Annotated in this window: 13 protein-coding genes; 7 read left to right on the top strand and 6 right to left on the bottom strand. The window is 46.0% G+C overall.

What is annotated here, in order from left to right; genetic code table 11:
- The first annotated feature begins 39 nt into the window (after positions 1 to 39).
- Positions 40 to 1,902, top strand: coding sequence for a methyl-accepting chemotaxis protein (locus JFT56_RS15930; protein WP_198780982.1), 1,863 nt, complete (start codon positions 40 to 42; stop codon positions 1,900 to 1,902).
- Between the two features lie 98 nt (positions 1,903 to 2,000).
- Here the strand turns inward: JFT56_RS15930 and JFT56_RS15925 are convergent, their stop codons facing one another.
- The 3 genes from JFT56_RS15925 to lolB form a co-directional block, all read right to left on the bottom strand.
- Positions 2,001 to 2,948 (bottom strand): ribose-phosphate pyrophosphokinase, encoded by a 948-nt coding sequence (locus JFT56_RS15925; protein ID WP_011623915.1) that lies wholly within the window; start codon positions 2,946 to 2,948, stop codon positions 2,001 to 2,003.
- Positions 2,949 to 3,059: 111 nt separating this feature from the next.
- Positions 3,060 to 3,914, bottom strand: a complete 855-nt coding sequence (ispE, locus tag JFT56_RS15920; RefSeq protein ID WP_198780981.1) for a 4-(cytidine 5'-diphospho)-2-C-methyl-D-erythritol kinase — start codon at positions 3,912 to 3,914, stop codon at positions 3,060 to 3,062.
- Between the two features lies 1 nt (position 3,915).
- On the bottom strand, positions 3,916 to 4,560 hold the full coding sequence (gene lolB, locus JFT56_RS15915) for a lipoprotein insertase outer membrane protein LolB (protein WP_198780980.1): 645 nt from the start codon (positions 4,558 to 4,560) through the stop codon (positions 3,916 to 3,918).
- A gap of 251 nt (positions 4,561 to 4,811) precedes the next feature.
- Here lolB and hemA point away from each other — a divergent pair, with 251 nt between their 5' ends.
- The 4 genes from hemA to JFT56_RS15895 all read left to right on the top strand — a co-directional run bounded on the left by hemA (position 4,812) and on the right by JFT56_RS15895 (position 8,978).
- On the top strand, positions 4,812 to 6,062 hold the full coding sequence (gene hemA / locus JFT56_RS15910) for a glutamyl-tRNA reductase (protein ID WP_198780979.1): 1,251 nt from the start codon (positions 4,812 to 4,814) through the stop codon (positions 6,060 to 6,062).
- A gap of 14 nt (positions 6,063 to 6,076) precedes the next feature.
- Positions 6,077 to 7,168, top strand: a complete 1,092-nt coding sequence (gene prfA / locus JFT56_RS15905) for a peptide chain release factor 1 (RefSeq protein ID WP_198780978.1) — start codon at positions 6,077 to 6,079, stop codon at positions 7,166 to 7,168.
- A gap of 2 nt (positions 7,169 to 7,170) precedes the next feature.
- Entirely contained in the window at positions 7,171 to 8,019 is an 849-nt protein-coding gene (gene prmC, locus JFT56_RS15900; RefSeq protein WP_198780977.1) for a peptide chain release factor N(5)-glutamine methyltransferase, read from the top strand.
- Between the two features lie 269 nt (positions 8,020 to 8,288).
- Positions 8,289 to 8,978: a hypothetical protein gene (locus JFT56_RS15895; protein ID WP_198780976.1), complete on the top strand. Its 690-nt coding sequence runs from the start codon at positions 8,289 to 8,291 to the stop codon at positions 8,976 to 8,978.
- A gap of 226 nt (positions 8,979 to 9,204) precedes the next feature.
- Here JFT56_RS15895 and JFT56_RS15890 read toward each other — a convergent pair whose 3' ends face one another.
- The gene (locus tag JFT56_RS15890; RefSeq protein WP_198780975.1) at positions 9,205 to 10,218 is read right to left on the bottom strand and encodes an NADP-dependent oxidoreductase; all 1,014 of its coding nucleotides are present in this window, start codon (positions 10,216 to 10,218) and stop codon (positions 9,205 to 9,207) included.
- Between the two features lie 24 nt (positions 10,219 to 10,242).
- Complete coding sequence (locus JFT56_RS15885; RefSeq protein WP_198780974.1) at positions 10,243 to 11,058, bottom strand: oxidoreductase; 816 nt, start codon at positions 11,056 to 11,058, stop codon at positions 10,243 to 10,245.
- Positions 11,059 to 11,167: 109 nt separating this feature from the next.
- On the opposite strand from JFT56_RS15885, the gene JFT56_RS15880 reads away from it, so the two are divergent.
- Positions 11,168 to 11,608, top strand: coding sequence for a winged helix-turn-helix transcriptional regulator (locus tag JFT56_RS15880; protein WP_198780973.1), 441 nt, complete (start codon positions 11,168 to 11,170; stop codon positions 11,606 to 11,608).
- Positions 11,609 to 11,685: 77 nt separating this feature from the next.
- Here the strand turns inward: JFT56_RS15880 and JFT56_RS15875 are convergent, their stop codons facing one another.
- The gene (locus tag JFT56_RS15875) at positions 11,686 to 13,764 is read right to left on the bottom strand and encodes an amidohydrolase (protein WP_198780972.1); all 2,079 of its coding nucleotides are present in this window, start codon (positions 13,762 to 13,764) and stop codon (positions 11,686 to 11,688) included.
- 193 nt (positions 13,765 to 13,957) lie between these two features.
- Between JFT56_RS15875 and JFT56_RS15870 the strand changes: the two genes are divergently transcribed.
- On the top strand, positions 13,958 to 14,593 hold the full coding sequence (locus JFT56_RS15870; protein ID WP_198780971.1) for a TetR/AcrR family transcriptional regulator: 636 nt from the start codon (positions 13,958 to 13,960) through the stop codon (positions 14,591 to 14,593).
- Positions 14,594 to 14,667 lie beyond the last annotated feature (74 nt).

Here is a 14,667-nt window from a genome sequence, read left to right as displayed (position 1 = left end):
TATCTTTTTAAGAGACATTATATTTATTAGGGACTTTCTATGTTAATCCGCTCTAAGCTGCTACTCAGTGCAGCTGTATCCATCACTGCATTAATTGGAATGTTTGGGCTGCAGCTCCATTCCAATTCGGTGAGTTCGGAACTCGCTAATGCGGCCCAAGACGTGCTCGAGTTAGAGCGAGACGTTTTGTTGTTGCGTAAGAATGAGAAGGATTTCTTTGCCCGTAAAGATTTACAGTATTTTGAAAAGCATAAGGAAATACATTCCCAAATCGATAAAATCATCTCCGAATTAGAGCAAACCTTTAATAAATATGCCGTGGCTACCAGTTCGCTTGAAAATTTTGATCGTAATTTAAACCAGTACCAATCGGCTTTTAATGAAGTTGCTCAATTACAGCAAGAAATAGGATTAACGCCTAAAACTGGGTTATATGGCACCCTTAGATCCGCAGTGCATAATGTCGAAACACTGTTGAAGGAGTACGACCAATTATCCTTGCAGGTCGCAATGCTGCAATTAAGGCGTAACGAAAAGGATTTTATGCTACGCCGAGAGCTCAGTTATGTTGATACCTTCGACGCTAACATTGCCTTATTTAATAGCAGTTTACTGACATCCAGTCTCGATAGCGCGACCCAAGCTAAAATAGCCACCCTGATAAACCAATATCAAAAGGACTTCAAAAGTTTAGTGAGCAAGGAGCAGCAATTTGGGCTCAGTGAAAAAGATGGCACTATGGCGCAACTGATCGCGGCCAACAGGTTAACCGAATCGAGTGCGATTGAGCTGCATACCCTTGCGCTTAAAGCCATTGATGAGGCTGAGAGTGACAGTGTCAATATTGGTATTATGGTGTTTATCCTGATAGCCGTGCTGCTTAGCGTCATAACTTATTTTATTATTCGTAGCATTATCGCCCCCGTCGAACGCATCACTCAGGTGATTTCCCGTATTGAGGCCAGTAAAGATCTTACCCTAAGATGCGATACCTCTACTCAGGATGAGTTGGGGGAAATTGCTAAACACTTCAATAGTATGGTCGATACTTTTCAGCAGTTAATCGAACAGGTTATCGAGTCGGTCGCCACGATTAATACCTCCTGCAAACGTGTCTCAGAAAATGCAATCCAAGCATCCCAAGGGGTAACGCAGCAGCTCAATGAAACCGATATGGTGGCAACGGCGATTACCGAAATGGGCGCGACTATCGATGAAATTGCCAAGACCACTGAGCTTGCGGCCCTCAAGGCGGGTAAAACCCATGACAATGCCCAAATGGGGCAAAATGAGGTTATGCAGACCATTCAGAAAATTGAGCAATTGGCGCAGCAAATTAATGATAGTGCGTCTGTGGTTGATGAACTCGAGCGCGACAGTGAGACTATCGGTAGCGTGCTCGATGTGATCCGTGGCATTGCCGAGCAAACTAATCTCCTTGCGCTTAATGCGGCGATTGAGGCGGCGCGGGCCGGTGAACAAGGCCGTGGTTTTGCGGTGGTGGCCGATGAGGTGCGTAGCCTAGCGATGCGCACTCAATCATCGACACAGGAGATTGCTAATATTATCCAAACACTCCAGAGCCGTACCCGCTCAATCGTGCAATTGATGGATGCGAGTCAAAAACAAGGAGCCGAGAGTGCCGAACAGGCCGCGGCAGCGGGCGCATTACTGAAGCTTATCAATACCGATGTGCGTAATATTATGGATATGAGTACACAGATCGCCGCCGCCATTGAGGAGCAGAGCATGGTGGCTGCCGAGGTGAATAAGAATGTGGTGGTGATTCGGGATATTGCCCAGGAATCATCCGAGGCGGCGGATGCCAACGCATCGGCATCGGACGAGCTTAAGGCACAGGCCGAGTATCTGCATCGCGCAGTCAGTAATTTTAAAATTTAAGCTCTTAAAACCTAAGTTTTTAAAATCTAAGCCGCCTTTGGCACAAATAAAAAACGCACTCAATCGAGTGCGTTTTTTTATCATCACGAGCTAGCCTATTAGTGGCTAAACATCGCAGAGATAGACTCTTCGTTGCTGACGCGACGAATGGCTTCAGCCAATACAGCTGACATAGTTAGCTGAGTCACTTTAGCCACTTTAAGCATTTCAGGGCTTAAAGGCACAGTGTCTGTGACTATCACTTCATCGATCACTGAGTTTTCGATATTTTCAGCCGCTTTGCCAGAGAACACTGGGTGAGTCGCGTAGGCAAATACGCGGTTTGCGCCATGTTCTTTTAGGGCTTCAGCCGCTTTACACAGAGTGCCGCCTGTGTCGATCATATCGTCAACGATAATGCAGTCACGGCCTTGAACATCACCGATAATATGCATGACTTGGGCAACGTTCGCCTGTGGGCGACGTTTATCGATAATGGCTAGATCAGAATCATCTAAAAGTTTTGCCACTGCACGAGCGCGAACAACGCCACCAATATCCGGTGAAACTACCACAGGATTATCGAGTTTCTTGGCTAACATATCTTCCAGTAGCACTGGGCTACCGAATACGTTATCCACAGGAACATCGAAGAAACCTTGGATTTGCTCAGCATGCAGGTCACAGGTCAGAACACGGTCAACACCGACGCTTGATAGGAAATCGGCAACCACTTTGGCGGTAATAGGTACACGGGCGCTACGAACGCGACGGTCTTGACGTGCATAACCAAAGTAAGGGATCACTGCGGTGATACGACCCGCAGATGCACGGCGCAGAGCATCAACCATCACGATGAGTTCCATCAGATTGTCGTTGGTCGGCGCACAGGTGGATTGGATGATAAACACATCGGCTCCACGTACATTTTCGTTAATTTGGACACTGATTTCACCATCGCTGAAACGACCAACCACTGCGTCTCCGAGTTTGCAAAATAGACGATCGGCTATCTTCTTAGCGAGACTGGGGGTGGCGTTCCCAGCAAAGAGCTTGATGTCGGGCACTGTATGAACCTCAGGCGTTTGCTTTATATTTTAGTGGCTAGGGTAACGACGATATAGGGACGGGAGGACCCGAGGCGTTATCGTATATGAGCTACCCTAGAAGAATGTAGTTTATGGATGACTGAGTCGCGTGATGAGCGGCGAAATATTCATCCCTTTTGCAACAAATCCTTGCATATCAGACGGTAACTTCGCCAAGGCTGCGAGAGCTTGTTGCTGTTGTGTAAATTCCCCAAACACGCATGCGCCTGTTCCGGTCATTCTCGACGGCGCATATTCTAGCAGCCAGCCTAAGGCCTTGGCAACTTGAGGGTATTTAGATACGACCAGTTTTTGACAATCATTTGCCCAAGGTTGGCTTAGTAAAGTGTCGATGGCCAGTTTGGGGGTATTACGCGGCAACAGGGGATCTTGAAAGACGGCGGCGGTCGAAACGTGAACGTCGGGTGCGATAACTAAATACCAAGGCTCACTCGGATTTACCGCTTGTAAGCGTTCACCTACGCCTTCGGCAAAAGCGGCGAAACCATGAATAAAAACAGGAATATCGGCACCAAGCTTCAGTCCAATTGTCGCTAAATCTTCGGTCGATAATTGGGTGTCCCACAGCTTGTTTAAGGCCACTAAGGTGGTCGCAGCATCGGAGGAACCGCCCCCTAAACCGCCGCCCATTGGCAGACGCTTATCGAGCCAGATCTCCGCTCCGCCCTTAAAGCCTGTCACTTGTTGGAGTGATTTTGCGGCTCGCAGAATTAAGTTATCGCTATCTGCGACAACAGCCGACATATTGGAGTGCAAAATCAGTTCATCGCTATCGGTTACTTTGAAATCTAGCATGTCGCAGCAATCGATAAATTGAAACAAGGTCTGCAATTCATGGTAGCCGTCGCTACGGCGGCCAGTGATATGTAAAAACAAATTAAGCTTGGCTGGTGCGGGCCAATGACGGGAAATGGCGTCTGACATGCTAAGGTTTTTCTCCTATCATCACTGTGGGTTTTCCGAGTGCTTGCCATTGATTCAGTTGTAGTTTTAGTTGTAAATCACCGCGTTCAAGCTTGAGTTGATGGGGGACAGTCGTCCCACTTTGGGATTGCCAACGTAAAAATGCGACTTGCCAAGGTGGTGGGGTTTGGGTATTGGTCAGTAGTTTAGGTTTGCCTTGGCTATCGCGTTCGATGACCTGATCATCTCGGCCAATTTGGCCTGTTATCCATAAAGGTAAATCGGCTAAGGGAATTGACCAACCGCTAACCCGTTCGAGTAATGCTTGGGCGTTATTGTCTTTAAAATCTTTGCCATCGATATGCAAATGGGCCGAGTCTGGGGTAGCCTCTAGGGTTAAGACTGTGGTGCCTAACATGGTGGTGAGGGTTAACTTGTCGTGGGTTTCGGTATGGCGCCAATAAAGGTTGGCGCTGAGCTTGTCATCGGGGGTTTTAATGGCGAGTTTGCCCTGAAGCTCCCAGGCGCTCGCTTGCTTGGCATCACTGACTGTGATGGGGCTTAAGTCGTCCAAGGGTGGTCGTGTTTGACAACCAGCTAAAAAGAGTAAGACACTCAAGGCGATATAAGAGAAAATGGATTTTGTGAGGCGCTTCAAATTATTCATCTATGACTGATATACCAAAGTCCTTATGATACGAGGGCTTGGAAAGAATACCAATGCCATTCGTAAAATTTCCATCGGTGGTCACTTAGGTTTGCCTCGCAAAGACAATCCTTACTTAGCTAGATTGATAGAAAATTTAGGTAAGAAGTTAGACCTTTATTCGGTTTTGTTAAGCGTATTCTGTTTTTAGTTGGGCCAATTCAGTAGAATGCCCTTAATAAGATAGACGCCAAGAATCTAGAAAGAGTCAGATGAGCCTTGTAGCAATCGGTATTAACCATAAAACAGCCACGGTAGACCTGCGTGAGAAAGTCGCCTTCTCTCCGGACAAAATTCATGATGCCATGAAGAGTCTGGCCAGTCGTACACGCTCGGGTGAAGCCGTTATTGTCTCGACCTGTAATCGCACTGAGTTGTATTGCAACAATGGCGACGAGGCCGATATCATCGAATGGCTTGAACAATATCATGGCCTAGATCATAAAGATGTGGCGCCTTGCCTCTACAATTACCACGGCCAAACCGCGGTCAAACATTTAATGCGCGTCGCCTCTGGGCTCGACTCGTTGATTTTAGGTGAGCCGCAAATTCTGGGGCAGGTGAAGCAAGCCTTCGCGAAAGCCAAAGAAGCTGGCACAGTTGCCTTAACCATAGACCGCTTATTCCAAAATACCTTTTCGGTGGCTAAAAAAGTGCGCACCGAAACGGAAATTGGCGCCGCCGCTGTATCTGTGGCCTTTGCCGCTGTGAGCATGGCGAAACATATCTTCTCATCACTGTCGACCACTAAGGTATTGCTTATCGGTGCGGGTGAAACCATTGAGCTGGTGGCCAAACATTTAAAAGACAATGGTGTGGCCTCTATGGTGGTGGCAAACCGGACTCTAGAACGCGCCCAAGGCATGTGCGAAGAATTTGGCGCTACAGCAATTACACTGGCACAGATACCAGATTTTCTCCCTAAAGCCGATATCGTGATATCCTCTACCGCCAGCCCGCTACCAATCCTTGGTAAAGGCATGGTCGAAAAAGCGCTAAAGCAGCGTCGCCATCAACCTATGTTATTGGTTGATATAGCAGTTCCCCGGGATATTGAACCGGAAGTCGCCGATTTGGATGACGCGTTTCTGTATACAGTGGACGACCTGCATAGCATTATTGAACAGAATATGGCTTCTCGAAAAGAAGCCGCCGAGCAAGCTGAATTAATTACTGAAGAACAATCTTACCTATTTATGGATTGGGTGCGTTCTTTAGAGTCGGTCGACAGTATTCGTGAGTATCGCAATCAGAGCATGGCGATAAAAGATGAGTTAGTGGAACGCGCCCTGAATAAATTAGCCCAGGGGAGCGACACTGAGCAGGTATTGATTGAACTAGCCAATCGCCTGACCAACAAACTTATCCACGCACCTACCCAAGCCCTCACGGCGGCGAGCCGTCAGGGGGATTTGAATACACTAGGTCAGTTAAGAACAGCGCTTGGATTAGATAAAAACTAAGGTTAGCGAGTTAAATGAAGGAATCCGTTATCCGCAAGCTGGAAGGCTTGCTCGAGCGCAATGAAGAAGTATTGGCTTTGCTTGGTGATGCGTCGGTTATCGCAGATCAAGACAGGTTTCGCGCATTATCCAAAGAATATTCTCAGCTAGAAGAAGTGGTTGCAGGCTTTAAAGCCTATCAGCAAGCACTGGCTGATCTCGACTCCGCAAAGGAAATGTTGGAAGAAGATGACGCCGAAATGCGCGAGATGGCCCAAGAAGAAATGAAGGCCGCAAAAGCACAGCTTGAGCGACTCGAAGCTGAGCTGCAGATCCTACTGCTGCCAAAGGATCCCAACGATGATACTAACGCCTTTATCGAAATCCGAGCCGGTGCGGGTGGCGATGAAGCGGCGATTTTTGCGGGCGATTTGTTCCGTATGTATAGCCGTTATGCCGAAGCGAATCGTTGGCAGTTAGAAATCATGAGCAGCAACGAAGGCGAACACGGCGGCTTTAAAGAAATCATCGTTAAAGTGAGCGGTGAAGGTGCCTACGGTAAGCTTAAATTTGAATCCGGCGGTCACCGTGTGCAACGTGTGCCAGAAACCGAATCCCAGGGCCGTGTGCATACCTCGGCGGTGACTGTGGTTGTCATGCATGAAGTGCCTGAAGCAGAAGCGATTTCCATTAACCCTGCAGATCTGAAGGTCGATACCTTCCGTTCATCGGGCGCCGGTGGTCAGCACGTTAACAAAACCGACTCGGCGATTCGTATTACCCATATCCCGACTGGGATTGTGGTGGAATGCCAAGATCAACGCTCACAACATAAGAACCGCGCCCAAGCCATGAGCGTTCTGGCCGCCCGTATTCAAGCGGTTGAAGACGAAAAGCGCCGTAGCGCGGAAGAATCGACCCGCCGTAGCCTTGTCGCCAGTGGTGATCGCTCCGAGCGCGTGCGTACCTACAACTTCCCCCAAGGCCGGGTGAGTGAACATCGTATCAACTTAACTTTGTATCGCTTAAATGAAGTGATGGAAGGGGATTTAGACGCGATTCTGGCTCCCTTGATGCAAGAGCATCAGGCCGATCTGTTGGCCGCACTGGCTGACGAGCAGGGGTAATTTTGTCACAACAATCTAGCATCGCCGAAGCCCTACAATGGGCTTATGTGCAGTTAGCGCCAACCTCTGAATCCGCCCATTTGGATGCAGAGGTTTTACTCCTGTACAGCCTCAATAAAAGCCGTGCTTATTTATACACTTGGCCGGAAAAAGCCTTGACGGTTGAGCAGTGGAAACGCTTCGTACAAATGGTGCAAAAGCGCCAGAAAGGCGTACCAGTTGCGCATATTGTCGGGGAACGAGAGTTTTGGTCACTGCCGTTTATCGTGAATGACACGACCTTGATCCCACGGCCAGACACGGAAATCTTGGTTGAAACCGCGCTAAATCTCCCCCTATCGACCTATGCGAAAGTGCTCGATTTAGGCACAGGCACAGGCGCTATTGCCTTGGCGCTGGCGTCTGAACGTGAGTCATGGGAAATCACCGCGGTCGATAAAGTTGATGATGCCGTAGCACTGGCGATCGCCAACCGCGAAAACTTAAAATTGCCGCAGGTTGAAATCCTCCAGAGCGATTGGTTTAGTGCGGTAAAGTCGCGGGATTTTGACTTAATCGTCTCAAACCCGCCCTATATCGATGAAGCGGATGAGCATTTGCACCAAGGCGATGTACGCTTCGAGCCACAGAGTGCATTAACCGCCGCCGAGGAAGGCTTTGCCGATCTCTACTATATCGCCAAAACCGCCCGGGATTATTTAAAACCTAACGGTTATATCCTGCTCGAACACGGTTTTGAACAGGCGGTCAAACTCAGGGCAAAGCTTATCGAGTTAGGCTATGAGAATGTCGCCACTGTGCGGGATTTTGGTAGCAACGATAGATGCACTATGGGCAAATGGGCGGAGTAATTCGCCCTTGTTTTTAGTGCTTTTTAGTCAAAATACATGCGCGTTATCCCAACTCTGTAAAGATAAAATTTCTAAAATTAATGACTTAAATTTTATGCCGATTAGATAATCGGTTTGGGAAACGCGCATGTGCGTTTTTCCGTATAGTGTATTTGATAAAAAGCTGATAAGTTCCTTTTATTACAAGTTATTAAATATGCGCATTTTTACTGGTCTAATAAGGTAAATGCGCACTATACAAAGGTTAACTGTCTCCGTAAATTTCAGGAGTGTCTCAAATTAAAATTTATATTTCGTTATTTACTATTGCAGTAGTTTCCTTTGGTTTTGCGTTTTATGCGCCTATTGCAGAGGTCTTTAAAGGTATTGTAGTGATGCCTGCTGTCGGTGCAATGTTTGCGGCAATCTTCCAATTAATTAGGGATGATGCTGCTCATGTTCGTAGAAAAGAGATTTTAATTAAAGAGCAACATTATTCATTAGCTGCATCTTCCCATATGGCAAATGTTGTATTTGATAAGCAAGTTGAGTTTTCTGATAAATATACTTCTGAAGTATTAAAAGCATTCCATACATTGATGCCAAAAAATGACTGGCAAGAGGCTCATAGTTTTGCAAAGAATCTTACATTTATTAGACTCGAATATATGTGCTGGTTAACTACTGAAATTGATGAAAACTTAGAAGAATTCGAAAAGAAACTACGTACTTTAGGGGCAAATAGCTCTTATATTAGAATGCCCAAAGGTGAAGGTACTATCCAAGAGCACCGAGATGAAGCTGCTCGTGAAATGTTAGAAATACAAGCTGCCTTTTTATACATTTTAGAGAAAACAGATAACCACTCAGAGGTGAGATTATCTTCTCTATCAAAGAAAATGAGGAAAATGCTAAATGTTGAAGAGCTAGCAACATTAAAAAACAAACTAGTTGATAGTTCTTTGCAGTCAAACAGTTAGTAAGTAGTTTAAACGGAAAAACACTTGGCTATTGTTCGTTCATCACAAAATTATAGCCAACAATTTTTGTCCGCTTAAGTGGGCGTTAGTACCCATCAGGAAAGTTGTATGGATAGAGCGAAATCTCTAGAAGTTTTGGCTGTATTGATTTGAAACTTTAACAATCGGCTTATTAACATCGCTTAACCGCAATGTTTTTGCGGTTAAGCTTGATATTTCTGGCATCCTATTCATTGGCAGAATGAACGTTAATGACGACTTTGCCTTTGGAACGTCCATTCTCAACATAGGCCATTGCTGCTGGCGTTGCTTCGAACGGGAATACTCGGTCAATCACCGGACGAATGACTCCTGAGTCTATAAGTGCGGCGATCTTTTCTAGCTGTTTTCCGTTGGCCTTCATGAATAGAAATGAATAGCTAATCTGGCGGTGTTTGGCTTTTTTGCAAGTGCTAGCACTTAAGAGTCGCATGACTTGTTTAATAAGCCATGGCGCTTTTATCTCTTCGCCGAATGCAGGATCCGGTGGGCCTGAGATAGAGATCAGTTTGCCGCTTGGCTTAAGGACATTAAGGGACTTTGACAGTGTTTTACTATCCTGACTGTTTAGGACAACATCATAATCTCGCAGAATATTTTCGAAATCATCCTGTTTGTAGTCGATGACAAGGTCGGCCCCGAGTTTTTTCACCCAAGCCACATTTTCCGTGCTCGTGGTGGTTGCAACGTAAGCGCCTAGGTGTTTTGCCAGCTGTATGGCAAATGTACCTACGCCACCAGAGCCTGCTTGAATAAACACCTTTTGCCCTGGACCTAGATTGGCTTTTTCCACTAACGCTTGCCAAGCGGTCAAACCGACTAAAGGTATGGAGGCCGCCGCTTGCATATTCACAGTGGTTGGTTTAATAGCCACCGAACTTGCTTTAATTGCAATAAATTCAGCAAAAGTACCGATACGGAAATCATCTGCTCGGGCATAAACTTCATCTCCGACCTTCACATTGTGCACTTTAGGCCCAACGCTAACGACGACTCCAGCGACATCATGGCCAAGGATGAGTGGTAACGGGTAGGGGAGAATTAGCTTGAACTCGCCATTTTTAATCTTAGCGTCCAGTACGTTTACCCCCGCAGCATGGACTTTGACCATGACTTCATCATCACTAAGCCTTGGTTCGGGGACGTCGGCAAAATCGAGGCGACTCTTTTTTCCGTATTGTTTGAGCATAAATGCTTTCATAGGGTTACCTTCCGACTTCAATTTTTAGGCTTCAAGCCCAAGGTCTTTTCGTACGCCGACTTCTAGCACGCGTGCGGGCGCAAATCTGCGGAGTAATTGCAAGCGCTTGGCTAATCCTGGGGCGTAATGGATATTGGGATGTTTTACCTGAGCTACTTTAACGACCATTTTTGCGACTACTTCGGGGCCATCTGCACTTACAAGCACTTGCTTGACTCTTTTCTCTATTAATTCACAAATCTTACGATACACATCCATAGGGCTATCGGGTTTCATCAGGTTAGTATCGAATGGTGTATTGATATAAGCCGGTTCAATGACCGAGACTCGGATATTCATTGTTCGTAACTCATGGTCGAGCGATTCTGAATATCCAGCCACTGCGTGTTTAGTCGCTGAATACAATGCCATATATGGCATTGGTAAAAAGCCTAATACTGAGCCGATATTGATAATGCGGCCACTCTGTTGTTGTCGCATATAGGGCAGGACTGCACGGGTCATACGTACAATGCCGAAGAAATTAGTATCAAATATAGCCTGAGCTTGCTCGAGTGAGCTTTCCTCGGCCCCAGCAGGTGAAACGCCAACGCCAGCATTATTAACCAGAAGGTCGATTCGGCCAGATTTATCTATGACTTGGCTAATCAAAGCCTCTACAGATCCCTCGTCGGTCACGTCTAGTGGCAGTATTTCGAATAATCCATTGCTCGCTGCGTTAGCTCGTCTACTCGTGCCGTACACTTTATAGCCCGCTTTAGCGAGATGCTCTGCGGTTGCGGCACCTATACCGGAAGAGGCTCCGGTAACCAAAGCAACGGGTTGATCATAATTACTCATAAATTGGCACTCTCTCAAGGATGGAATATTGGATTGCAAACTGTTACTATCAGTTCGATACTAACTTACTACCTTTTTGATAGTTAGTCACTACTGAAATGATATTAACATGGAAAATTTATCGCATATGTCTTGTCCTATTGCTCGCAGTCTCGCGGTTCTTGGTGATTCCTGGAGCATTTTGATCCTGCGTGATGCCCATGCAGGCCTCACTCGTTTCGACCAGTTCCGCAAAAGTCTTGGCATTGCACCGACTATGCTCACCAAACGATTAGCGGCGTTAACCGAGGAGGGGTTGCTAGAACGGCGGCGATATCAAGAGAATCCTCCCCGTGATGAATACTTGCTAACTTTAGCGGGCCAGGATTTTTTGCCAGTGCTGTTTATGATTGGAGCTTGGGGCTCTAAGTACAGGGGCGATGGAAATTTGGTGCGTTTTGTTGATGCTGAAATGGGGACTGAAATTGTACCTGTGGCTGTGGATGATGTTACGGGGGCAAAGATAGGCACTCGTCCGATACGTGTCGTCATGCCAGACGAAAGCGAATAGCAATAGTATTAAATATCTGTTTAATCAGCTGCAACGGGTAAGTTGCAGCTGTTTTTTATGAACTGTCAGCTATACCGCTACTGAGCTATAGGGGCTTGGTAGACTAGTTTGCCATCAAAAATAGTGGTTAATACCTGCGTCTCTGACACATCGTAAACCTTAGCCGGATCGTCGCTTTCAGCCAATTCGACAATATTGCGGTCGAGAATAATTAAATCGGCTCGCTTGCCCACTTCTATCGAACCGACAATATCATCCTGACGCATAGCCTTGGCACCATTGATGGTATAGGCCGCAATCAACTCATGGACGCTTAAGGTCTGATTGGCATTTAAGGCAAAAACATCATCCCCAACCAGATTATTACGGGTCATGCCTGTGGCTATGTGTGAAAAAGGCACGGGTTCTCTGGTATCAACTGGGGCATCACTGCCTGCGATCAATACTGCCCCGGCATTTTTGGCCGTTTTTGTCGGATAGGTTGCCTGAATATAGTAATTCGCCTCGTTGTATAGGGTTTCAGGTTCAAGATTGGGCAGTTCCTCCACGAAGGGGATCACACTGAGATCATAGAAATAATCGGGAATCGCCCAACCATAAGTAAAGGCTAGGTAGATCCCAAGTTCACCTAGGCGCTGTTGATCATCAGGATGAACCACTTGCATATGGGCAATGGTGTGGGGTAGCGAACTATTTTTATTGCTCTTTTTTGCAATTTCAATGGCATCAATTGCCGATCTAACCGCGCCATCGCCAACGGCATGCATATGCACAACAAAGCCTGCGCTATCTAACTTAGTCACAAAGTTGTTCAAAAATTCAACCGCCGATACGCCCTCTTGATCTAAAGTTAGAGTGTCGCCATTGGCGGCGAGCAGGTCACCTTTCTTCATAAGGCACTGGGAAGGATGGTAATTATGGGTGGCCATAAAGGCATTGATCTCATCTTGATCATCATAATTGTTTGACTGTTCCCGCACCATTTGGCAAAGCTGGCCTTGTAAATCCACGTATCCATTGAGGGTGATGAGCCCTTCATCCAGCGCCGACAGATCCACAATTGGCTGTTTAAAGTGATCGACCATTACTGATGTCGGCAGTGTGGGCGGCACTTCAATAAGACTACCTTCCTGTACCCCATCAATCATAATTTTGACTGCATCCGCTTTCATATAGGGATAATCGCCTAAGCTATCCCGGGTGGCTTCTGCCTTGGCGATTAATGCGGAATAATTGACTTGCCCCCCTTGTACATATCCCTCGGCGCTGTAAGCCTGAGCCGCTGTTAATCTGAAGCTCATTTGGCCGCTATTGGCCAATGTTTTATATAAAGTTAATTCATCATCGCCAACCCAGGCATCTTGCACCGAAGTGATGCCGTATTTATTGAGTTTTTGAGCGATTTTGGGTAACTCTTGCGGATTTTGCTGCAGTGGATAGAGAAAATTAGGCACGCCGACTAAGTGAACCGCTGACTCGGTCAGGTTCCCATTAGGATTTCCTTCGGCATCAACCCCTACAAAGGGTTTAAATTGGCTAAATTCATTCGCGAGTGTGGTTTTATTGAGGCCGACGACTTTTCCTTGGGCATCTTTCACTTGGGCAAAGGCATAGGAATTGGCAGCGGCTGAATGACCATCTGGCCCCGCGAGATAAACGGGTTGAGTCGTTGAAATAGCATCTAATGCCTTAATTAGATTTGAATAGTTTGCTGTCGGTTCGTTGCCAACATAGGAGTTCCACTGGAGAGCGAAAATGATCTCTTTGTCATCGTATTGGTATTTAACCTGGCAGGCGGTCAATGCGGCAACAAGCTTATCGAGATCCATAGATTCAACGCCTAAATCACATACATCGACATCGACAATGCCTGTGGGGTGAATATGTGAATCGTGTAGCCCGGGTAACATCATTTTTCTTTCTAAATCGTGTACTTTTGTATTTTCCCCGATAAACTTTTTCGCCCCTTGGGTATTACCAACGTAAATAATTTCACCCGCTTTGATTGCTACAGCTTCGGCAACGGACTGGTGACTATCAACTGTGTAGATATAGCCATTCTGATACACATCATCAGCAGCGATTTCTTTATCATCGTCACACGCCGTCAATAAACCTAAGATTGCAACAGCCATGGCACTGGTTATTTTTTTCATCCTTGCTTCTCCGTGTTTTTTCAGTAATTACTGAAATAACCTACAAGGTTTTGAATGTTTTTCAAGCTATTTGTTGCCAATATTTTACATTTTTAACATTAAAGCTTAATTTTGTTCGATTTTATACACAGGAAAATGACGTCAAATCTTCAAATAAAATATGATAGAGTGGGTTTTTATTGGAGGGGTTATCTTGATCGAATTAGCAGTTCCAGTGCATTTGCAATTACGCAAGCAACCTAAGCAAAAACGCACCCAAGCGTTAATAGAACACATAAAAATCTGCACAGAGACCTTAGTGCAAGAGCTGGGTTATCAAGCGGTTAACACTAATGCTATTGCTCAGCTTGCTAATATTAACGTCAAATCCCTCTATGAGTTTTTCCCCAATAAAGAATCGATCTTGTATCACATTGCCGATCAGTGGTTATTGTCGCTACGCAAACTGTGTGTCGAATATGAATCGGAAAAATACATGGCCTTAGATTGGCGCAGTTATTTTTTTCAACTCCATAACGCCTGTCGGGCGGATGGCAATTACGAAAAAAATTACAATTCATTGCAGGGCTTATGGGATCTCATGCCTGAATTCATTGCACTAGATGAATTTCATCGCCGGTTCCTGATTGATTTCCACATAAGGCAATTTCGCCGCTTTGGCGCGCATCAGTCAGATGAAGTGTTAACGACTTTATGCTATTTCTTGATGGGGATAGAAGATGGACTCGGGCTGATTTTGGCCCATGTGAGCGAGGAACAGGTGTCGCAATTATCGCAATTACATTTCGATACTATCTGCTTCCACCTCGAGAAAATTTTAGAAAATTAAATGGCTTAGCAAAAGCTAGGCCGTATTCGTGCTTAAGTTAGACAACGCTTGGGTATCCATTCAGTGTGGAATGG

Origin of the sequence: Shewanella putrefaciens, from assembly GCF_016406305.1 — a bacterium.
In the GTDB taxonomy this organism is placed as follows: Bacteria; Pseudomonadota; Gammaproteobacteria; order Enterobacterales; family Shewanellaceae; genus Shewanella; species Shewanella putrefaciens_C.
Note: the sequence above shows the minus strand (reverse complement) of the source record. Positions and strands in the feature narration are given on the sequence as shown.

Excerpts from the sequence above, each read along its gene's own strand:
- JFT56_RS15880 (WP_198780973.1), top strand. The coding sequence starts at position 11,168 with ATGGAAAATTTATCGCATATGTCTTGTCCTATTGCTCGCAGTCTCGCG.
- ispE (WP_198780981.1), bottom strand. The coding sequence starts at position 3,914 with ATGTCAGACGCCATTTCCCGTCATTGGCCCGCACCAGCCAAGCTTAAT.
- hemA (WP_198780979.1), top strand. The coding sequence starts at position 4,812 with ATGAGCCTTGTAGCAATCGGTATTAACCATAAAACAGCCACGGTAGAC.
- JFT56_RS15885 (WP_198780974.1), bottom strand. The coding sequence starts at position 11,058 with ATGAGTAATTATGATCAACCCGTTGCTTTGGTTACCGGAGCCTCTTCC.
- JFT56_RS15875 (WP_198780972.1), bottom strand. The coding sequence starts at position 13,764 with ATGAAAAAAATAACCAGTGCCATGGCTGTTGCAATCTTAGGTTTATTG.
- prfA (WP_198780978.1), top strand. The coding sequence starts at position 6,077 with ATGAAGGAATCCGTTATCCGCAAGCTGGAAGGCTTGCTCGAGCGCAAT.
- lolB (WP_198780980.1), bottom strand. The coding sequence starts at position 4,560 with ATGAATAATTTGAAGCGCCTCACAAAATCCATTTTCTCTTATATCGCC.
- JFT56_RS15890 (WP_198780975.1), bottom strand. The coding sequence starts at position 10,218 with ATGAAAGCATTTATGCTCAAACAATACGGAAAAAAGAGTCGCCTCGAT.
- JFT56_RS15930 (WP_198780982.1), top strand. The coding sequence starts at position 40 with ATGTTAATCCGCTCTAAGCTGCTACTCAGTGCAGCTGTATCCATCACT.